This is a genomic window from Vibrio nitrifigilis (assembly GCF_015686695.1).
GTDB classification, from domain to species: domain Bacteria; phylum Pseudomonadota; class Gammaproteobacteria; order Enterobacterales; family Vibrionaceae; genus Vibrio; species Vibrio nitrifigilis.
Window position 1 is genome coordinate 1,968,689 of record NZ_JADPMR010000001.1, and the last position, 20,664, is coordinate 1,989,352.

Sequence of the window (20,664 nt, forward strand, 5' to 3'; positions counted from 1 at the left end):
AGACGTAACTTAAGGAGCCTTCAATGGAAGCTGAGCTGCTAGAAATAAAAAACTTTCTCAGCCAATATCCCCCTTTTAACGAGATGCCAGAGGAATCTCTGGATGAAATCGCGAGCCAAATTGAGATTGGCTACTACCGGGAGGAGACTCCGATTATCCATTTCGGTGATTACATCGAAGATTTATACATGATTCGCAGTGGCACGGTTGAGCTCTATCGCCGAAAAGGTGAATTGTATAACCGCCTGTCTGCGGGTGATTTATTTGGCCAAATGGGCCTACTGACCAACAATAAAGTTCGCTTTCCTGTGACAGCGGTTGAAGATACGCTGGTGTATTGCATTCCAGGCGAGCTATTTCAAAAATTGTACGACGAATACGATGTATTCGCCGACTTTGTCGAAGTAGCAGATAACGCCCGTTTACGTAATGCAGTATCAAGCAAAGCGGAAGAAAACGATCTTACGACCGTTAAAGTAACCAGCTTATTGACGCATGAGGCGGCATTTGTATACAAAAATGCCACTATCCAAGAAACAGCGATCAAAATGGCGGAAGAAAACATCTCGGCCTTGCTGATTATAGATCCAGAAATAATGGCTGATAATGAAGATGACGACTCCCCTATTTTGGGCATAATCACCGATCGCGATCTGTGTCGCCGCGTACTTGTCACAGGAATGGACCACGATTCTTGTGTCACTGAAGTGATGACAACAGATGTCATCTCGCTTGATTCAAATGCCTATGTATGGGAAGCCATGCTGACCATGTTGCGCTATAACGTGCACCATCTACCGGTAATTAAAGAGAAAAATCCTTTAGGTATTATCGAGATTTCCGACATTGTTCGTTACGAATCGCAAAACTCACTACTACTTGTGAGCAGTATTTTCCAACAACAATCAGTCGATGATCTCGCGCAAGTAGCATCACAGCTTAAAGATAGCTTTTTACGCATGGTTAACGAAGACGCCAACTCACATATGATCGGCACCGCAATGTCGACCATTGGCCGCAGTTTCAAACAAAGAATTCTTGAGCTGGCAGAAGAAGAGTTTGGCCCTGCCCCAATTCCATTTTGCTTCCTTGCTCTGGGTTCAATGGGACGCGACGAACAGCTCGTTGTTACCGACCAAGATAACGCTATCATTTTAGATGACAGCTATGATGAAACGCGCCACGGTGAGTACTTTGAAAAACTAGCCAAGTTTGTTTGTGATGCGCTCGACCAATGTGGTTATACCTATTGTACCGGCGATATTATGGCAACAAACCCAACTTGGCGTATGACTCGCCGTGAATGGGAAGAATGCTTCGCTGATTGGATTGATAATCCGAATCCAAAAGCCTTACTTAATGCTTCAATTTTCTTCGATCTTGATGGTGTGTATGGTCGCTTAAAATGGGCGGAACAACTTAACGGCTTTATTGTTCGTCGCGCTCGCCGTAATAATCGCTTCTTAGCGTGTTTGGCTCGTAATGCTTTAAATCGTACGCCACCACTGGGCTTCTTTAAAAACTTCGTGATGGAAAAAGATGGTCGTCATAACAACTCTATCAACCTGAAACGTCGTGGCACAGCGCCATTGGCGGATTTGATTCGTGTTCATGCACTTGCTGTGGGTTCTCGTTCGAAGAATTCATTTGAACGTTTAGACGATATCATTGATGCCGGGATTCTACCGAAAGGACGCGGCCATGACCTGCGCGATGCATTGGAGTTTATCTCTATGGTTCGTATTCGCCACCAAGCGATTGATATTGAGCAAGACCAAGAGCCAGATAATAACATCGAGCCTGAAAACCTATCGGACTTCGAACGTCGTAACCTCAAAGATGCTTTCCAAATCTTGAGTAACGCACAGAACTTTCTGAAATACCGTTACCAAGCGGGTAATAGCTTCAAATAATAGATGGGGTGACAGTGAAACAGATGTTTAAAACACCAAGCGTGGATTGGCCATATAAATTCAAAGCGAAATTGAAAGTCACCAAGCATCCGATGCTACGTGATTTTTACTCAGCAGAGTTGCCGGCAAAAAATACACCGATTGGCGAAGTCGAATTTCTCGCCATGGATTTTGAAACAACCGGTCTTGATACCAATAAAGATGAGATAATCACCATTGGTATGGTTCCTTTTACGCTCAATCGCATCTATCTTAACCGAGCAAAGCACTGGACTATTCGGCCAAGACAAAAGCTCAATGATGACTCAGTGGTTATCCATGGTATTACCCACAGCGATATTAATAATGCACCTGATTTATCTGAAGTAATTGAAGATGTGTTGCAAGCTATGGCTGGTAAAATCATGGTGGTACACTATCGTAAGATCGAGCGTGAGATGCTAGATAAAGCACTAAAGCGGCGAATAAAAGAAGGGATTATTTTTCCTGTGGTCGATACCATGGAATTAGAGAGCCAGATTCAACGTTATATATCTGGTGGATTGTGGAATCGCTTAAAAGGTAAAAAGCCCGGTTCAGTGCGCTTAGGGCAATCACGAGTACGCTATAGTCTACCAGCTTATACTCCGCACCATGCATTAACGGATGCCATCGCGACCGCTGAGCTGTTACAAGCTCAAATCGCTCATCATTTTTCAGATAAAGACCCGCTGCAAAACTATTGGTTATAACCCGTTATTTTCTCTGTTAAGCCATCTCACGATGGCTTATTGGGTTTAGCTCATCCCTATTTCATACTCATGACTCACTAATGACACATTCCGCGCTCACACTCAGATAATATACAACCAAGTGCATTATTGTTTTAATCGGTCCCTCACTGTATCTGCGGCTTATAACGGCATAAAAGCCATTAGTGCTGGGTCATATGATAAATCGAGTTAGGAGATTAGAATGGCTTCGCAAATCAGTTTCGCTTCATTTAATTTACAGAACTTTCAGGCCCCAAAACAAAACGTTTATCAAAAGCCAGTATCACAGCCTTTTTATGATAAAAAACTGGCGTGGACTGAGAGTATGTTTGCTCAGATCGATGCAGATATCATTGCATTTCAAGAACTGTGGAATAAGCAGTGTTTGTATGACGTTTTAAAAAATCATCCTGATTATACGCCCGTATTTATCGGAGATGAGTGGTACAACATCGCGGTTGCGCTCGCTGTTCGTGAGCCTTGGGTGGTGAAAAAATCTGAGGTAATCAAAGCGTTTCCCTTTGAACAACTCGTGAAAGTGGATGATAACGATGGTGAAGATGATGAATTCTCTCTGCAAATCAAACAGTTTTCTCGTTCGATTTTAAAAGTAGAACTGGAGAATAAACATTCCACTACCACACCCAATATTACCGTGTTCGCCTGCCACCTAAAATCTAAATTACCTAGCCAAACCCAGGGATTTGCCAGCCAGTATCAAACAGCGATTGGCAGTGCGATGTCAACGGTACGTCGCACTGCAGAAGCGGCCGCTCTGAGAATGATGTTAATTGATCATATGCGCCATAATGACCAACCCACCGTCGTGATTGGCGATTTTAACGATGATCCTCAAAGCAATACGCTCAGTATTGTTACCGATCAGCCCACCATGACGGCGGCATCGCGTGGGGTAGATTCAGGTCTATATAGCGCACTTTATCTTCAACAATTACAATCATTTCGTAACGTGTATTACACCTATGACCACCAGCACCATCGCGATGTGCTCGATCATATTTTAGTTTCTAAAGAGTTTTTTAATTATGCAAAAGATTCGATATGGGGATTAAAAGAAGCACGAGTATGGAACGACCATATTGATGATGGGCTTGATTACAGTACGGACCACGGCATTATTAAAGCAACGTTTAAATAAACAAAAACACCATGCCAAGGCATGGTGTTTTTTGTCTTCGCAGCAAATTACAGTTTAAAGCGGCTGATTTCACTGTGCAGTTGATGGGACAGCTCTGATAGGCCAGCGGCTTGTTCCGCCGCTTCATGGGCATCCGTTGCTAACTCTTCAGAGACATCGCGAATACCGGACGTATTACGAGTGATCTCTGAGGTCACCGAGGATTGTTCTTCAGCAGCTGAAGCAATTTGTGTCGCCATGTCGCTGATCATTTCTACGGCTTTTTGAATTTGAGTCAGGCTTGCTGCCGCCTCAGTTGCATCATCTACCGAAGTATCAGAAAGCTTACGGCTGTCGTTCATAATCCCCACTGCTTTGGTTGTGGTAGATTGTAGCGTTTCAATCATAGCCTGAATTTCTGTGGTCGAATGGTGAGTTCGTTGGCTCAATATACGAACTTCATCGGCCACGACTGCAAAGCCACGTCCTTGCTCGCCAGCACGCGCTGCTTCAATGGCTGCGTTCAATGCTAACAAGTTCGTTTGTTCAGCAATATCTTGGATAGTCGATAAAATGGTATTGATATTATTGGAATGAGTTTGCAACTCTTCAATCACCCCAGTTGCCACTACCACTTCATCGGATAAATTTGCAATCGAGTGTTGCGTTTGCGTTACTTGGCCAGAGCCATGTTTCGCAGCATCAACCGCTTCATTCGCACTACTTGCAGTATGATCAGCATTACCTGCAATTTCTTTGGTTGCTGCAGCCATTTCATTAATCGCCGTTGCCACCATATTGATTTCATCTTGCTGAACTCGAATACGTTGACGACGTTCTTCTGCATGCTCTGCTGTCGAATGCGCTTGAGTATTTAGTGATTGCGAGATTTGGCTTAAGGTCGTAATCATTTGATGCATGTTACTCACAAACACATTAAAGTTTTTCGCTAAACGCCCCACTTCATCATGGCTATCTGTGTTAATGCGCTGCGTTAAATCACCATCACCAGAAGCAATTTCTTCTAGTGCATCAGATACTCGCAGCAGATCTTTGGTTAATACGTTCACTAACCAGTACACACAAATAATCACTAATAAGGTAATGATGACACCAGTCCAGATTAAGCGAGTTAACATCTCGTGATAGGCGGAATATTCACTGTCATAATCAAGAGCCACAGCAAGTACCCAAGGAGTATCTGCCACAGCAGCAAAGTAGACGAGCTTATCGTGGCCATTAATATTGAGTTGCACCACGTCACCGCTGGCAATAGCCTGCTGAATATGTGCGATCGTCATATTCTGATCAAAATCAGTCGTCGATTTCAGAATTAAGTCTTTATTCGGGTGAGCTAATAATGTGCCATTGTTCCTGTCAATTAAAATAGCTTGCGCATTGTTACCCGCCTTGATGTTGATGACATTGGAAACCAGTTGGTCAATCAATACATCACCACCAAGCACACCTTGTAATCGACCATTGTGTTTGATTGGTTCTGCGACGGTCACCATTAACGCTTGGGTAATCGCATCACGGTAAGCGCCTGTAATGACTAATTTATTGGCATTAACTGCGTCTTGATACCAACCGCGAACTCTAGGATCATAACCGGCTTGATTACGTTCAGTTAACGAGCGGTGCATGTCTCCGTTAACCGTACCAAAGTACGCATCATCAAACCCACCCGCTTTGCGGGTTTGTGTTAAGAAGGGAAGCCAACCTTCATGCCCGACATTGTCTTCCGCCGCTTGCAGCACATCGATACGCTGTTCAATCCAATCGCTAATCCCCTTAACAGCTGTTGAGGCGATGCCACTGGCACGTTGCTTAATACCGCTTTGTGTTTCTTGCTCGAGTTGTGAGGCAGCCAACCACGTTAATGCCACTGCCATCACTATCACTGCCGTCGTGCTCGCAGTAATTAATTTTTGTTTTAATGATAGTTTCATGAAAAAGTTAATTTTTAGCAAAATGTATTATTGTTTACTGATATTACCCATATTAAATACTTTGTACAGATCAAAATGTAGATTTCATATCGGTTTGGATGCTTATTCCATATCGTTATCAATACACCTAAACTTTTTCATATATTTAAAACTAAATTCGATATTAAATTGACGATACGCCACAAAGTTGACTTATATTTTTACCAGTTAATATACTGTTTTTATTAGTAAACATTTGTAAAACTCATTAATTTGACTGCATTATATTTGGCAAAGTACTGAACGAGCCGATGTGATTATTGCTGGATAAAAAAATGGGATATCGAAGATATAAAAAAACCAGCCGAATTTGGCTGGTTTTGTCTATTAAGATGAGAATGCTAAGCGCGAATTTATAATTTAAACTGACGGATTTCTCCATCAAGTTGTTGTGAAAGCTCAGACAAATCGCTTGCTTGCTGCGATGCCTCATGAGCCTCCGAGCTTAGAGCATCCGATACATCACGAATGCCCTCTGTATTGCGAGTGATCTCTGATGTCACTGATGCCTGCTCTTCCGCTGCAGAAGCAATCTGCGTCGCCATATCACTGATGTTTTCTACCGCCTGTTGGATTTGCGTTAAGCTTGCCGCTGCGGCCACCGCATCCTGCACAGACGTATCAGAAAGTGATTGACTGTCATTGATCATACTCACTGCACGAGTTGTTGTCGCTTGCAGTGTATCGATCATAGTTTGAATCTCTTTGGTCGACGTATTAGTCCGCTGACTCAGCACTCGAACTTCATCAGCCACCACCGCAAAACCACGACCTTGCTCTCCCGCACGCGCCGCTTCAATGGCGGCATTCAGCGCCAATAGGTTGGTTTGCTCAGAGATGTCTTGAATGGTCGATAAAATCGTGCTGATGCTATTGGTATGAGTTTCTAGTTCTTTAATCACCTGAGCGGCTTCTAATACTTCATGAGCCAGACTTTCAATCGAATTTTTTGTCTGCGTAACCTGGGCCGTACCATCAATGGCGGCACTCACTGCTTCATTAGCGTGAGTTGCGGTATTGTCCGCATTACCCGCAATCTCTTGCGTTGCGGCTGCCATTTGATTGATTGCGGTCGCCACCATATTGATTTCATCTTGCTGCACCTGAATACGAGCACTGCGGTCTCCGGCATGTTCTGCCGTTGTGTTTGCTTGTTGACTCAAGCTACTCGAAACACGACTTAACTTCGAGACCATGTCGTGCATATGGCTGACAAAGGTGTTGAAGTTTTCTGCCAGTTTACCCACTTCATCATCGCTATGCGGACGCAGACGTTGCGTTAAATCTCCTTCCCCATTGGCAATTTCTTCAAGTGCACGGGAGACACGCATTAAATCTGAAGTCAGATAGCTGACAAGCCAAGAAGCCGCGACGATAACGATCAGAGTGACAACAATCGAAGCGATGATTAATCTCGTCATTAATGTGGATTGAGCAGCAAACTCACTATCACGATCGAGTTCTAACCCAAATATCCAAGGCGATCCTTCGACACGTGCAAAATAGAAAAATTTATCAGCACCGTTAATACTCGTTTCCATCAATTGATGCGAATCAGCGGCGGCTTCTACTGCAGAGAGTGATAAATCATTTGAAAATGAGTGCAAAGGTTTGAGCAGTAGTGATTTATTAGCATGCGCCAGCAAGGTGCCATTTTGCCCATCAATTAACATTGCTTGAGCATTTTGCCCCGCTTTAATGTTAATCACCCCTTCCACTAATTGCTCTATCAAGATATCGGCACCGACGACTCCGACAAACTGACCAGCATGTTGCACGGGCTGAGCAATGGTAATCATCATGGCTTGACTGCTCGAGCCACGATACGCTGGTGTAATGATTTGTTGATTCGCGGTACGCGCTGATTTATACCAGCCACGAACTCGAGGATCATACCCAGCTTTATTATGTGCAGGGTTTGAACGATACATATTCCCCTGCTCAGTACCAAAGTACATTTCATAAATACCGCCACCATTTGCAGCTTGCTGCAAATACGGCTCGATATTTTGTTCGGTGGTGTATTGATTAACGGTCTTCGTCACTAGGCGACGTTGAGCAACCCAATCGGCAATTCCTTTTACTGACGTTGCAGATACCGCGTGAGCACGCTGCTCGATATCATGCATGGTTTGTGTACGAATTTGCGAGGCTGACAACCAAGTTAATGCTCCAGCCATGAGGACCACGGCTGAAAGACTAGCTCCGATAAGTTTTTGTTTTAGAGTTAGTTTCATGCAAAAAACAATTATGTAAAGAATAGAACGCGGATAGTAACCGACTTTTCAATAAGATGCATTAATTACATACGCATTTAGGTGGGTATTAATTTGTTACTATTCATTAAGATGGGATGTAATGTCCTATCGCTAAATCGTTCTCTGCAGAGTATTTGTATATGGATGATACATGTCTGTGGTAGCAGGACCAAACGTAAAAAGGCCGGATGATCTCCCATCCGGCCTTATCTATCTTATCGAAGACTTAACTTAACGCTCTTCGGTACGCATACCTTTCACTAAGCTCACACACATCAGAAGCAAAATCACGGTAAACGGTAACGCCGTTGAAATCGCACCTGCTTGTAACGCTTGGATTGCATCACTACCACCAATCCACAATAGTGCGATAGCAATAGCGCCTTCAATCAATGCCCAGAAAATACGTTGTGGAACAGGAGCATCTAGCTTACCGCCAGCAGTAATGCTGTCGATAACCAGTGAACCCGAGTCTGATGACGTGATGAAGAACACCAATACCAGAATCACACCAACGATAGACAATACGTTCCCCATAGGTAGTGCTTCAAACATTTGGAACAATGCTAATGAAACATCCGTAATACCTTTATTACCCAGAACACCAATATGGTTAGCAATTTGATCGATAGCTAGACCACCGAATACCGACATCCATACTAAAGTCACGACTGTAGGAACAAGTAACACTGCGACCAAAAATTCGCGTACTGTACGGCCTTTTGAGACACGTGCAATGAACATACCTACGAATGGGGACCATGAAATCCACCATGCCCAATAGAAGATTGTCCAACCGTGCATCCAGCTTTCATCCGGACGGTTATGTGGATTACTCAAAGCAATAATATTCTCAATGTATGCCATTAAAGTTGTTGGAATACTTGAGAATGTGACTGCGTAGCCTAACAAAGCCACAGCAAGTAACAGTAAGAATGCGATGATCATGTTGATGTTAGAGATAACTTTAACACCACCATCAATACCACGAATAACAGAAATGGTTGCCAGAATAGTCACACCGACAATAATGGTGATTTGCAGACCAATCCCACCATCAATACCAAACACATGGTGAATACCACTTGCCGCTTGTTGTGCACCTAGACCTAACGATGTTGCCAGACCAAACAAGGTCGCAAGTACCGCAAGAATATCAACAATATGACCAGCCCAACCCCATGCACGATCGCCTAAAATAGGGAAAAAGATCGAGCGAATAGACAGTGGCAAGCCTTTGTTGTAGCAGAAAAATGCCAGTGACAATGCAACAACAGCATAAATAGCCCATGGGTGTAATCCCCAGTGGAACATCGTTGCACCCAATGCGGTACTTGCCGCTTCTGGCGTGTTTGCTGTCACAGCTAACGGTGTACCATAAGCTCCGCTAAAGTAACCAGCGGGTTCTGCCACACTCCAGAACATTAGGCCAATCCCCATGCCCGCAGCAAATAGCATTGACAACCAAGACATAAATGAGTGATCCGCAGTGGCTTCTTTACCACCAAGACGGATGCGTCCGTAAGGCGACACAATCAGAGCTAGACAGAAAATAACAAAAATATTGCCGGACCACATAAACAGGACATCAAAAGTATTTATGATCCAAGTTTTCACGCTATTTAGTACAGATTTTGCTGTCGCAGGATCAGACACTAATGTCGCCACCAAAAAAAGCAGAATAAGACCTGCACTAATACCAAATACCGGATTATGGACATCAAACCCCCACTTCTGGACGTTATCCTGACCGACCGTGTAATCAGTATTGTCTATACTGTATTTATCGATACCTTTCGTCATTTGACCTCTCTTTAGGTTATTCCAGATTGAACTCAATAACAGTGAGAACGAAACATTCGATTAATCGTTTCGAGTTATTTGTTTCGTGTTCATATAGATTCACTAAGTTCATCAAGGCGTATGATTATACATATACGGTTCTTTTAGTCCACCCATTGGTGAAAAATTCATCATAAAATCACCAATTTACTGCTTGATTGGCTATTCTATAAACATAACATGCCATAAAAATCCTTTGTATACGAAACATTCCACCTCATTCTATAGTGCGAGATCGACCGCAAAAATAGACAAAAAAAAGTATGTCCTCAACACTTTTCAACTGGCTTTAAGTGCGTTATTGTCCACGCTATATAAATACACCTCATTTGGACTGGAATACATTGGAAAAACATGAAGAAGTTCTGGTAGCCATCCGCCAGATCATTCGCGCCATAGACCTACATTCTAAACAGCTAAGCAAACATGCCGGTTTGACAGGACCACAACTGATTCTGATGCGCTCAATCGAGAGCTTGGGGCAGGTAACAATTCGTGAGTTATCAAAGCACACCAACATGAGTCAGGCCACTGCCACCACGATTCTAGATCGCTTAGAACGTAACGGTTATGTGCAACGCGTGCGTAGTGAACGTGACAAACGTAAGGTTCATGCTCACCTGACAGAATCAGGTAAAGAGCTACTTGATAAAGCACCTCAACCTTTACAAGATAACTTTGTTGCTCGTTTCCAAAAATTAGACGAGTGGGAGCAGACGTTATTGTTGTCTTCAGTACAACGTTTATCGGCAATGATGAATGCTGAAAATATGGATGTGGCGCCAATGTTAGAGCTTGGTAGTATTTCTAAGCATGAATGAGGTTGGAGGTTCAACAGTGCCCAATCTCTTAATTCCATACAGTCTGTAACTATTTAACAATAGCAACACTGGTCTTGTTGTTATCTCACAATATCTAGTCTTATAGAAATAGATAGGCCCCGGTCAATGACCGGGGCCTTAATCTTTTTACCGACCGCATTAAGAGCGCTCTACTTATCAATATCATCGATGTATTGTATCTACAAAGACTACTGATATCCGCCACCGAACGGCGACCAGAGCACGCATCTAAACCACGATGGGTTAATAAAGTGTCTACATCAAGATGTGAGATTAAATCGCTTTGTAGATAACTTTATTACCGCCTAGTTGCTCTTTCTCTACTAGGTTTTCTTGCAACAGTTTTTTCAATGCGCCAGTCGCCCATGAAGCCGCTTTTGCGTCTTCTTGGCCCGCAGCTAAACCGATCGATTTTGGATTGATACCTTCAGCGTTTGCTACCACGATATCTAACACTTGTTGCTGTTTAGGAGTTAAAGCAACGTCTGCTTTTGCTTCAGCGACAACTTTCGCTGCTGCTGGTGCTGCTTTTACTGTTTTTTCTGCAACAGGCTTCGCCGCTACTGCTTTTTTAGCTTTTGGCGCTGAAGATAGGTTAGCTACAATCGCTTTCATGCGTTTTTGCAGTTTTGACTGCACTTTACGCTTATGAGCAAGTCTCATTGAGTATGTCTCCATTTCACTGCGTGGGTGCAGTGGTGAAAATTGAAGCGCGATTTATACCAAAATTTCGCGTTCATTTGTAGGGCAATCCCCGACTTGATCACAAAAAAGAGGAATAAAACCTACGGATGACTACTATTTAACCATGAGTTATAGTGATCAAAAGCAAAAATACTGAGTATAAATACAGAGTTTTCAATCATTAACTAATATGGATAACATACTCAATCACATGCAGACTGTTCATTTATCCAATCATCGCTTTGATGTTTCAGCGCCATGGGTGCGTTGGATTTGTATATTTCTTATCACTCTCACCTTAATTGCAGCGATGTTTTTTGCCCAAACTATCTATCAGGCAATTGCCATCATTACGCTGGCACTGTGCCTTGCCCTCGTAACTCGATGGATATTGCGCATCAGCCAAGTCGATTACACCTTAACGGCCAGTCATTTTCAGCAGCACTTTGCCAAAGGTGGATGGGTCGTAAAGTGGACCAATATTAGCCGCATCGGGATCTGCGATTATCAACGAGCTGATGGCTGGAACCAGCCTCTTCCTTGGATTGGGATTCGCCTTAAATCTTACGCGCCGTATCTCGACAGTATTTGTCCACGACTCGCAAGCGACATTTTGATGAATCAGCGTGCCCTACTCTATTTAGGTGCTCAGCAACACCGTAAGCCGTTGGCGTTTGAAGATATTATTCTCGATTCAGAACCGTTCGTCGATGAAACAGGCACAGTGTATAAAGGACTATTAGCCATGTTAGCGAATAGGATGCGGTATCAAAGGGAGTTTTTCGGCTATGACGTGTTTATTTCTGCTGCCGATTTGGACCGTAGTGAAGAAGAGTTTGTTGGTCTGACTCGCCGTTACTTAGCAGCGGCCGAGCCAGACCAATAATACAGCGTTGAAATATAGAGCTAACTATTACATTGGCATTTCATCAGCGACAAATGGGTTGCTTGCACGTTCATGACCAAAAGTCGATTTAGGTCCATGACCAGGAATAAAGGTGACATCATTACCTAATGGCCACAATTTTGTTTTAATCGAATTGATCAAAGTATTAAAATCGCCACGTGGAAAATCCGTCCGACCAATGCTGCCGTTAAATAGTACATCACCGACAAAAGCTAAGCGTGCTGATTCACTAAATAGCACCACATGCCCAGGGGTATGCCCTGGCGTATGGTAAACTTTTAAGGTTTCATTGCCAAAGCTAACCTCATCGCCTTCGTCTAACCACTGTGTCGGTTCAAATGCTTCAGTAAGAGGGAAACCAAACATTTGGCTTTGCCCTTCTAGGCCTTGTAGCCAGAAGTTATCGTCTTTATGCGGACCGATCACTGGAATATCCTGCAGCTTAGCCACCAGCTCTTTTGTACCGCCTACATGGTCTAAATGCCCATGAGTAAGTACAACTTTAGTGACATTCACACCAAGCTCGTCGATCAACATTGCCAGCTGTTTTACGTCACCGCCTGGATCGATAACAATACCGTCATTGGTGCTATCACACCATACGATAGAGCAATTTTGGGCAAATGAGGTTACGGGAACCACCTGATATTGAAGAGACATAGTTTAGCCTTTACCGTTATACGAAACTGAGAGCACTATGACACTCTCTTTCAGGTTTGACAAGGCTTCACGGGCGGTGACAAATCTCGATCGTTGGTTGTTTGTACAAATTATTAGTATTTTTTATTGCGTGATCAAAAGGCATTTTGCGCATTATCCAGTTGATCGTAACGATAAATATCAGCTCGATAATGCAATTCCCCATTTTCATACCACACCGTTTGATAAATCATTCTGACAGGAATATGACTTTTCAAAGCAATCGACTGATTAGGTAGGCTTTCTTGCTCTTGAGTGGGCTGCTCGACCAACCCAGGTTGGTGCATTAACTTTTCAGCAAACGCTTTCGCATCTTCGACCCGAATACAGCCCGAGCTATACGCTCTGCGACTGCGGTCAAACAAGTTTTTATGCGGTGTATCATGCAGATAAATAGCTCTGCGATTAGGCGTGTTGAATTTGTACAGTCCGAGAGCGTTGTCTTTTCCAGCACGCTGACGCATCTTATAAGGGAATTGCCATCCTTGCTGGTCCTGCCAATCAATCGTGGATATATCGACGGGCTCTTTATCATGCCAATGTTGGACAACATCAATATTATTCTGTTGCAGGTATTCTTTATCTTGTTGCACATGAGGAAGAATATCTTCCACCATAATTTTACGTGGTACATTCCAAACGGGGTTAAAAATAAGAGAATCTAAACGGGTATGGAGTAAAGGTGTCGGGCGGCTGCGACGACCAACAATCACTTTAGAGGTAAAAGCTGGCTCGCCATTAAACCAATACACCATTTTAAATGCGGGGATATTGACGACGATCGAAGCTTGCTTATTGGTAGGCCAAAGTCGCATTCTTTCCGCATTCAGCGCTAATAGATGTTTACGTTCAACCATGGGCATATTTAGCCACTTTAACGTCGACCAGCCTATCACACCATCATCTTTTAACCCATGCATCCGCTGGAATGCTTTGATTGGTGCAACCAGTGTATTGTCATAGTCACTCTGCGCCAAATTAACTGGGCTGACATCAATGTTAGCTAACGCCAGTCTGGTAATCAGGTGCTGACGATCCTCCAGTGGATCATTAAGTTTTTTTACACCACTTTGCTGATATAAAGGCAATGACGCCACTTGAATTGAAGACAAAAACTGATGGGCTTTTACCAATTGGCGATATCCATCATCTTGCGGGGAGTAATCATGAATAAGAGCCCTTAAATGCTTCAGTTCGATTGCCATATTTAAATCGAACATCGCCTGTGCATTTGGTACAGGTAAGGGATGATTCAACTTGAGCTTAAAAAACCACGTCATACCATGCACCGGAGCTTGCTGCGCATAACTGAGATACATCAACAAGGTATCCGTCGCTAACAGATCGTATTGATACCAATCTTTACGTTCACGATACATCGTGAGATAGCGAAGTTGACGGTCAAACAAGGGACTAATCTGTGCATCTTTGATTAAAGTCAGCTGATATTCAAGTGCATCACCATCGCGTAAATCCAACCACAAACGACGGTCATGATAGGTGGAATAGATCTGTTTCAGTTGATCGGGATACTGAAGAAAAAATGTCACGGGTTCTTTGGGTTCTATCCAACCCAATTTAGAAAAGTGCTCTAAAGAATCTGCGTTGACAGGTTGCGTGAGCAACATCAACCCTAACCAACCCCACCAACGAACGCTCAACTTCATGCAATTCTCTACTTATTACCATGTTGAGTCATTTCTCTGGCCATCGCTCAGATAATGACGATTATGTTGGGTTAGTATGGCAAAGATTTACACCAAGTGTTAGTTGTCATTGATAACTTCGTTAAGATAATCAATGCATCAGAGCAATATTCACGGCTTAAATAGAAATACAAATGAGGCACTAATTGAGATAAACAAGGATGAAAATAAGGAATGAAATCCGTTTGAAGTAGAGATACCCAAATGATCTCAAGATACAGGATTCAGAGTGTTGTCAACGACGGCCAGTCGAGGCCAATGACAAAAGGAATGATCATTCCTTTTATCATTGGGCACAGCAAATGGTCGATGAGCTCTCGAAAGCGCGGTTAAGACAACTTAAGGTGGTGGTGACCGTGTGATACTTTTGCTTTTAGATAGTTCTCGTTACCGTCTTTTAAGTGTGCATCGGTATTAACAACATCAACAATTTCAATACCATGTTCTTTTAAATCATGCACTTTTTTAGGATTATTGGTCACGAGGCGAATTTTAGTGACGTTTAGTGCTTGCAGCATTTGTGCTGCTTCGGTGAAATCACGTAAATCATCAGCAAATCCGAGTTCGTTATTCGCTTGATATGTATCCATACCTTGGCTTTGTAAACGGTACGCATCAATCTTGTTGTACAGACCGATACCACGACCTTCTTGGCGCAAATAAAGGATAATTCCGCCCTGAGCGCCCATTTTAGTAATCGTTTCTTCTAACTGTTCGCCACAGTCACACCGTGATGAATGGAAAACGTCTCCAGTCAAACATTCAGAATGCATGCGTACCAAAGGAATATCTTGCGTTCTATCGGCATGTTTAAAAATCACTGCGACATGTTCTTTATCAGTTTTTAAACCGCGGAATGAAAGAATCTCTGCATCGATATTACTTTTCGCGCCTACTTTCAAGTCAACCCTGGCTCGTACTTCCGCCATATCTTCACTCACTTCTTTATTTGGTTGATGCATTTCGGTATGCATTTGGAATTCTATTAATTGTGATGCTAACTATGGGGTCAGCATCGCACATTTTCAACGACTACATTACATTTTACTAAGTATTCTAGCGCCGCTTGAGCTGAACATATGGCGTAATGTGTCTTTAGTGTGGCAATTATATACCTAAATCTGTATAAGAGGCAGATTAAACAAAGGAATGGCTTAACTTATTGATATATTGAGGATATTAACCCCACCTATCGCTGTAATACAGTGATAGGTCCAACATAAAACACAGGCACAATAATGATCAGAGACGAAAAAACCCAGCAATGGGGAGCTGGGCTTTCTAAATTCTTTTTAAGGCAAGGCGAACCAATTAAACTCTTTTGGCCTATTTCAATGACTCGATTTATTTTTCCACATCGTAAGCTCAACCCAAACTTGGCCAAGCTCTTTCAATTCTTCGTCAGTTAACAATGATAGGGTTGGATGATTCTGCGTCACAGTTTTTGATGCCGTTGCTTGGAACGCACCAATGCGCGCATAAAAATCCTTCTTCAATTGAGTTATCTCTTCCAGTTCCACTGCTATTCCCCATTACTTTAGCTAGTTCTCAAAAATAATACCATTTTTCATTGTTTTATGAATTTTTGATAAAAATTATGGAACCTTAATCACAAAAAACTGCTTGCAATACTAGAACCATTTAATTTTTTCCTCACCCATCTGACGACATATTAGCCACATGAAAGATGAATAATGGCTAAATAAAAGGTGCGGACTAGAACAATTAATATAATTATATATTACTTTAGCAAATGTAAATAATAAATTTAAAAAATTTATTACCTATCAAACAAACAACCAAAATAACCGAGCAATTAATTAATGATCAAATTATATGATCACATTATATTCGCATGATCATTAAAAGATCCTTTATTTGATCCCGATAATTTCTCTATTCTTGATAAAAGAAAAACAGCATCTATAGGTTATTTAACGCGCATTAAAAAGCCGGATTTTTAAATCCGGCTTTTATATTTCTTAGGCAAGAAAAGTTATCTAACCAAAATAATGGAAAGAGGTTTAATGCTATTCTTGCTCGTCTTCTGCATCAGAGTCATCACCTTCTTCAGGTGCAGCAGAATCTGTAGTTTCTTGAGAATCAACAACTTGTTCTTCCCCGTCCACAATTTCTTCTACTTCTTCTAACTCTTCAATTTCTTCGATGCGCTGCAAAGCAACCACTTGTTCGCCTTCAGATGTACGAATCAGTGTGACACCTTGGGTGTTACGACCGACTTGGCTCACTTCAGACACACGTGTACGAACCAGCGTACCCGCGTTAGTGATCATCATGAATTCGTCAGCTTCGTCTGCTTGGATCGCACCCACAACGGATCCGTTACGCTCAGAGACTTTGATCGAAACAACACCCTGAGTCGCACGACTCTTCGCTGGATATTGTTCTAGCTCTGTACGTTTACCGTAACCATTTTCAGTCACAGTTAGTACATCACCATCAGTCTTCGGTACGATGAGTGATACCACTTGGTCACCATCAGCGAGCTTCATACCACGTACACCAGATGCAGTACGACCCATTGCACGAACTTGATCTTCTTTAAAGCGTACTACTTTACCGAATTTCGAGAACAGCATGATATCGTTTTCGCCGTTAGTGATATTAACACCAATCAACGAGTCATCGTCACGCAGGTTAACAGCGATTAGACCGTTAGCACGAACATTAGCGAACTGAGAAAGCGTAGTTTTCTTCACAGTACCGTCGCCAGTCGCCATGAAAATATAACTATCTTCTGTGTATTCACTCACTGGAAGAATCGCAGAAATACGCTCACCTGCTTCAAGAGGCAAAATATTAACAATTGGCTTACCACGAGCGGTACGTGTTGCATGCGGCAATTGATAAACTTTCAAGCGATATGCTTTACCACGAGTAGAGAAGCACAGAATGTTATCGTGAGTATTTGCCACCAACAGACGATCGATGAAGTCTTCATCTTTCATGCGCGTTGCACTCTTACCACGACCACCACGACGTTGCGCTTCGTAATCACTTAGCAGTTGGTACTTAACGTAACCTTCGTGTGACAGTGTCACTACTACATCTTCACGAGCAATCAGCTCTTCTAGGTCGATGTCATGGCTCGCTGCAGTGATTTCAGTACGGCGCGCATCACCAAAGCTATCACGAACAATTTCAAGTTCTTCGCGAATCACTTCCATCAAACGAGTTGTGCTTGAAAGAATCAATAGATATTCAGCGATTTGATCAAGAAGACCTTTATACTCATCCAAGATTTTTTCATGTTCTAGACCAGTTAGACGGTGTAGACGCAAATCAAGGATTGCTTGAGCTTGTTGTTCAGTTAAGTAGTAAAGACCGTCGCGAATACCATATTCTGGTTCAAGCCATTCTGGACGAGCAGCATCTGAATCATCACCGGCACGTTCCAGCATCGCTGCAACATGACCCAGTTCCCAACCACGAGCAATTAAGCCTTCTTTCGCTTCTGCTGGTGTTGGTGCTTTACGAATCAGTTCAATGACTTCATCGATGTTTGCAAGAGCCAGAGCCAAACCTTCAAGGATATGAGCACGGTCACGCGCTTTGCGCAATTCATAGATGGTACGACGAGTCACCACTTCACGGCGGTGGTTAACGAAGCACTTCAGCATATCTTTCAGGTTGAACAACTGAGGTTGGCCTTCGTTTAGCGCTACCATGTTGATACCGAAAGTAGTTTGTAGCTGGGTATTGGTATAAAGGTTGTTTAAAACCACTTCACCAACTGCATCGCGTTTACACTCGATAACAATACGCATACCGTCTTTATCAGACTCATCACGTAGCGCACTGATGCCTTCTACTTTTTTATCTTTTACTAATTCTGCAATTTTTTCGATCAGACGAGCTTTGTTCACCTGATAAGGGATTTCCGAAACAATAATGGTTTCACGACCATTTTTATCTTGTTCGATATCCGCTTTAGAACGCATGTATATTTTACCGCGCCCTGTTTTGTATGCGTCAACAATCCCTTTGCGACCACTAATGATCGCCGCTGTTGGGAAATCAGGTCCTGGGATGTATTCCATTAGCTCATCGATCGTGATCTCTTCATTTTCGATGTAAGCCAAACAACCATTGATCACTTCGGTCAAGTTGTGTGGTGGAATATTTGTTGCCATACCTACCGCGATACCAGAGGCACCGTTAACCAGCAGGTTAGGAATTTTTGTTGGTAGAACAGCAGGAATTTGTTCTGTACCGTCGTAGTTATCAACAAAATCGACGGTTTCTTTGTCTAGGTCAGCCAGCAACTCGTGCGCAATTTTCGCCATACGTACTTCGGTATAACGCATTGCTGCTGCGGAGTCGCCGTCGATCGAACCAAAGTTCCCTTGACCATCAACCAGCATGTAACGCAGTGAGAAAGGCTGTGCCATACGAACAATAGTGTCGTATACAGCAGTATCACCATGCGGGTGATATTTACCTATTACGTCACCCACGACACGGGCAGATTTTTTATAAGGCTTATTCCAGTCATTACCCAGAACATCCATCGCGAACAAAACACGACGGTGAACCGGTTTTAGGCCATCACGCACATCAGGAAGAGCACGACCAACGATAACTGACATCGCATAGTCTAGGTACGAACCACGAAGCTCATCTTCAATGTTAACGGGCGTGATCTCTTTAGCTAGATCGCTCATAGAGCCATTATCCCTCTATAGTTTGATCGGTATATCTAAGTAAGAACAACATGTCATTTTATTAGTGGTATTTTTACCACAAAAAATGAGCAGTGCGGTTTTCTAGATATAATTGATACATATAAGGTGAAAAAATATAACACAAATTTCTGGGTGTAGGCATCACTTTCCTTGTCCTTTTATTATGTTGTGACCTCCGTTGAGATTCACTTGACGACAAATTATACATTCTTGACGTTTTGCTTAAATAAGCGCTCAAAAAAACATCACCCGGACCAGATTCAAGGATAAGCACTGGTGAACTTCTGATGCAGGGTTATAATGCATCCACAATTTAATTGGTTAATGATGAGTATCATAGGCAAATAATTATGGCTCAAACACAAAACGTCGACCCGAACGAAATACAAAAATTTGAAGATATGGCCTCACGCTGGTGGGACCTAGAAGGTGAATTCAAACCTCTTCATCAAATTAACCCTCTGCGTCTTAACTATGTATTGGACAAAGCAGATGGTCTATTTGGCAAAACCGTATTAGACGTTGGTTGTGGCGGCGGTATTTTAGCTGAGAGCATGGCACGCGAAGGTGCTAACGTGACTGGCCTTGATATGGGTAAAGAGCCACTTGAAGTCGCACGTCTACACGCGCTAGAAACTGGCACTAAACTCAACTACATTCAAAGTACAATTGAAGATCATGCACAGCAACATCCCCAGCACTATGATGTTGTTACTTGCATGGAGATGTTGGAGCACGTGCCCGATCCTCAATCAGTGATTGATGCCTGTGCAAAACTTGTAAAACCAAACGGTCATGTCTTTTTCTCAACCTTGAATCGTAATTTCAAATCCTACTTGTTTGCGATTGTTGGGGCTGAAAAGCTACTGAAAATTGTGCCTGAAAACACCCATGACCATGATAAATTCATTCGTCCATCAGAAATGATGAAGATGATTGACCACACTCCTTTGCAAGAAATGGGTATCACAGGATTACTTTATAATCCGTTAACTGACACCTATCGCCTTGGTCGAAATGTTGATGTGAATTACATCGTTCACACGCAATTATTCTAATCTGGATATTGATCGTGCAAGAACGTTCGTATGTGTAAATATTTACCGTACTTTGAACGGTTTTTGTGCGCTTGATTCCACTTTGTACAGTGCCTTTTTGAAGGTCATTTTCGGGCAAAGATCAAGAAGTTTTTTTTTGATCCTGGTTATCTATAAAACAATCTGAGA

Annotated in this window: 15 protein-coding genes; 6 read left to right on the forward strand and 9 right to left on the reverse strand. The window is 42.7% G+C overall.

Translation table 11 applies throughout. From position 1 onward, the window contains the following. Nucleotides 1-23: 23 nt before the first annotated feature. From I1A42_RS08785 to I1A42_RS08795, 3 genes are all read left to right on the forward strand, one after another. Nucleotides 24-1,913, forward strand: coding sequence for a DUF294 nucleotidyltransferase-like domain-containing protein (locus tag I1A42_RS08785; protein ID WP_161158131.1), 1,890 nt, complete (start codon nucleotides 24-26; stop codon nucleotides 1,911-1,913). A 14-nt stretch (nucleotides 1,914-1,927) separates the two neighbouring features. After that, nucleotides 1,928-2,644 carry a 3'-5' exonuclease gene (locus I1A42_RS08790; RefSeq protein WP_161158132.1) on the forward strand — a complete coding sequence of 239 codons (717 nt, stop codon included), beginning with the start codon at nucleotides 1,928-1,930 and terminating at the stop codon, nucleotides 2,642-2,644. A gap of 223 nt (nucleotides 2,645-2,867) precedes the next feature. After that, nucleotides 2,868-3,824: an endonuclease/exonuclease/phosphatase family protein gene (locus I1A42_RS08795; protein WP_161158133.1), complete on the forward strand. Its 957-nt coding sequence runs from the start codon at nucleotides 2,868-2,870 to the stop codon at nucleotides 3,822-3,824. A gap of 47 nt (nucleotides 3,825-3,871) precedes the next feature. On the opposite strand, the gene I1A42_RS08800 is transcribed toward I1A42_RS08795, so the two are convergent. The 3 genes from I1A42_RS08800 to I1A42_RS08810 all read right to left on the reverse strand — a co-directional run bounded on the left by I1A42_RS08800 (nucleotide 3,872) and on the right by I1A42_RS08810 (nucleotide 9,855). Next, nucleotides 3,872-5,755 (reverse strand): methyl-accepting chemotaxis protein, encoded by a 1,884-nt coding sequence (locus I1A42_RS08800; RefSeq protein ID WP_196123247.1) that lies wholly within the window; start codon nucleotides 5,753-5,755, stop codon nucleotides 3,872-3,874. Between the two features lie 392 nt (nucleotides 5,756-6,147). After that, nucleotides 6,148-8,031 (reverse strand): methyl-accepting chemotaxis protein, encoded by a 1,884-nt coding sequence (locus I1A42_RS08805; protein ID WP_196123248.1) that lies wholly within the window; start codon nucleotides 8,029-8,031, stop codon nucleotides 6,148-6,150. A 252-nt stretch (nucleotides 8,032-8,283) separates the two neighbouring features. Further along, nucleotides 8,284-9,855, reverse strand: coding sequence for a BCCT family transporter (locus I1A42_RS08810; protein WP_161158136.1), 1,572 nt, complete (start codon nucleotides 9,853-9,855; stop codon nucleotides 8,284-8,286). A gap of 383 nt (nucleotides 9,856-10,238) precedes the next feature. Here I1A42_RS08810 and I1A42_RS08815 point away from each other — a divergent pair, with 383 nt between their 5' ends. Then, nucleotides 10,239-10,715, forward strand: a complete 477-nt coding sequence (locus I1A42_RS08815) for a MarR family winged helix-turn-helix transcriptional regulator (RefSeq protein WP_161158137.1) — start codon at nucleotides 10,239-10,241, stop codon at nucleotides 10,713-10,715. Nucleotides 10,716-11,009: 294 nt separating this feature from the next. Here the strand turns inward: I1A42_RS08815 and I1A42_RS08820 are convergent, their stop codons facing one another. Continuing rightward, nucleotides 11,010-11,399, reverse strand: coding sequence for a MarR family transcriptional regulator (locus tag I1A42_RS08820; protein ID WP_161158138.1), 390 nt, complete (start codon nucleotides 11,397-11,399; stop codon nucleotides 11,010-11,012). A 232-nt stretch (nucleotides 11,400-11,631) separates the two neighbouring features. Between I1A42_RS08820 and I1A42_RS08825 the strand changes: the two genes are divergently transcribed. Continuing rightward, nucleotides 11,632-12,306 carry a DUF2982 domain-containing protein gene (locus tag I1A42_RS08825; protein ID WP_196123806.1) on the forward strand — a complete coding sequence of 225 codons (675 nt, stop codon included), beginning with the start codon at nucleotides 11,632-11,634 and terminating at the stop codon, nucleotides 12,304-12,306. 27 nt (nucleotides 12,307-12,333) lie between these two features. Here the strand turns inward: I1A42_RS08825 and I1A42_RS08830 are convergent, their stop codons facing one another. The 5 genes from I1A42_RS08830 to gyrA all read right to left on the reverse strand — a co-directional run bounded on the left by I1A42_RS08830 (nucleotide 12,334) and on the right by gyrA (nucleotide 19,417). Further along, nucleotides 12,334-12,987, reverse strand: coding sequence for an MBL fold metallo-hydrolase (locus tag I1A42_RS08830; protein ID WP_161158139.1), 654 nt, complete (start codon nucleotides 12,985-12,987; stop codon nucleotides 12,334-12,336). A 134-nt stretch (nucleotides 12,988-13,121) separates the two neighbouring features. Continuing rightward, nucleotides 13,122-14,693 (reverse strand): L,D-transpeptidase family protein, encoded by a 1,572-nt coding sequence (locus I1A42_RS08835; protein ID WP_230389360.1) that lies wholly within the window; start codon nucleotides 14,691-14,693, stop codon nucleotides 13,122-13,124. Between the two features lie 368 nt (nucleotides 14,694-15,061). Beyond that, a complete protein-coding gene (locus I1A42_RS08840) occupies nucleotides 15,062-15,706 on the reverse strand; it encodes a GTP cyclohydrolase II (protein ID WP_230389361.1) in 645 nt (214 codons plus the stop codon). A gap of 357 nt (nucleotides 15,707-16,063) precedes the next feature. After that, on the reverse strand, nucleotides 16,064-16,252 hold the full coding sequence (locus tag I1A42_RS08845) for a hypothetical protein (RefSeq protein WP_161158141.1): 189 nt from the start codon (nucleotides 16,250-16,252) through the stop codon (nucleotides 16,064-16,066). 510 nt (nucleotides 16,253-16,762) lie between these two features. Next, complete coding sequence (gene gyrA, locus I1A42_RS08850) at nucleotides 16,763-19,417, reverse strand: DNA topoisomerase (ATP-hydrolyzing) subunit A (protein WP_161157264.1); 2,655 nt, start codon at nucleotides 19,415-19,417, stop codon at nucleotides 16,763-16,765. Nucleotides 19,418-19,788: 371 nt separating this feature from the next. Between gyrA and ubiG the strand changes: the two genes are divergently transcribed. Further along, complete coding sequence (gene ubiG, locus I1A42_RS08855) at nucleotides 19,789-20,496, forward strand: bifunctional 2-polyprenyl-6-hydroxyphenol methylase/3-demethylubiquinol 3-O-methyltransferase UbiG (protein WP_161157265.1); 708 nt, start codon at nucleotides 19,789-19,791, stop codon at nucleotides 20,494-20,496. Nucleotides 20,497-20,664 lie beyond the last annotated feature (168 nt).

Coding starts and splice junctions, on each gene's coding strand:
- I1A42_RS08785 (WP_161158131.1), top strand. CDS start 24: ATGGAAGCTGAGCTGCTAGAAATAAAAAACTTTCTCAGCCAATATCCC.
- I1A42_RS08795 (WP_161158133.1), top strand. CDS start 2,868: ATGGCTTCGCAAATCAGTTTCGCTTCATTTAATTTACAGAACTTTCAG.
- I1A42_RS08800 (WP_196123247.1), bottom strand. CDS start 5,755: ATGAAACTATCATTAAAACAAAAATTAATTACTGCGAGCACGACGGCA.
- I1A42_RS08805 (WP_196123248.1), bottom strand. CDS start 8,031: ATGAAACTAACTCTAAAACAAAAACTTATCGGAGCTAGTCTTTCAGCC.
- I1A42_RS08810 (WP_161158136.1), bottom strand. CDS start 9,855: ATGACGAAAGGTATCGATAAATACAGTATAGACAATACTGATTACACG.
- I1A42_RS08820 (WP_161158138.1), bottom strand. CDS start 11,399: ATGAGACTTGCTCATAAGCGTAAAGTGCAGTCAAAACTGCAAAAACGC.
- I1A42_RS08825 (WP_196123806.1), top strand. CDS start 11,632: ATGCAGACTGTTCATTTATCCAATCATCGCTTTGATGTTTCAGCGCCA.
- I1A42_RS08830 (WP_161158139.1), bottom strand. CDS start 12,987: ATGTCTCTTCAATATCAGGTGGTTCCCGTAACCTCATTTGCCCAAAAT.
- I1A42_RS08835 (WP_230389360.1), bottom strand. CDS start 14,693: ATGAAGTTGAGCGTTCGTTGGTGGGGTTGGTTAGGGTTGATGTTGCTC.
- I1A42_RS08840 (WP_230389361.1), bottom strand. CDS start 15,706: ATGCATACCGAAATGCATCAACCAAATAAAGAAGTGAGTGAAGATATG.
- gyrA (WP_161157264.1), bottom strand. CDS start 19,417: ATGAGCGATCTAGCTAAAGAGATCACGCCCGTTAACATTGAAGATGAG.
- ubiG (WP_161157265.1), top strand. CDS start 19,789: ATGGCTCAAACACAAAACGTCGACCCGAACGAAATACAAAAATTTGAA.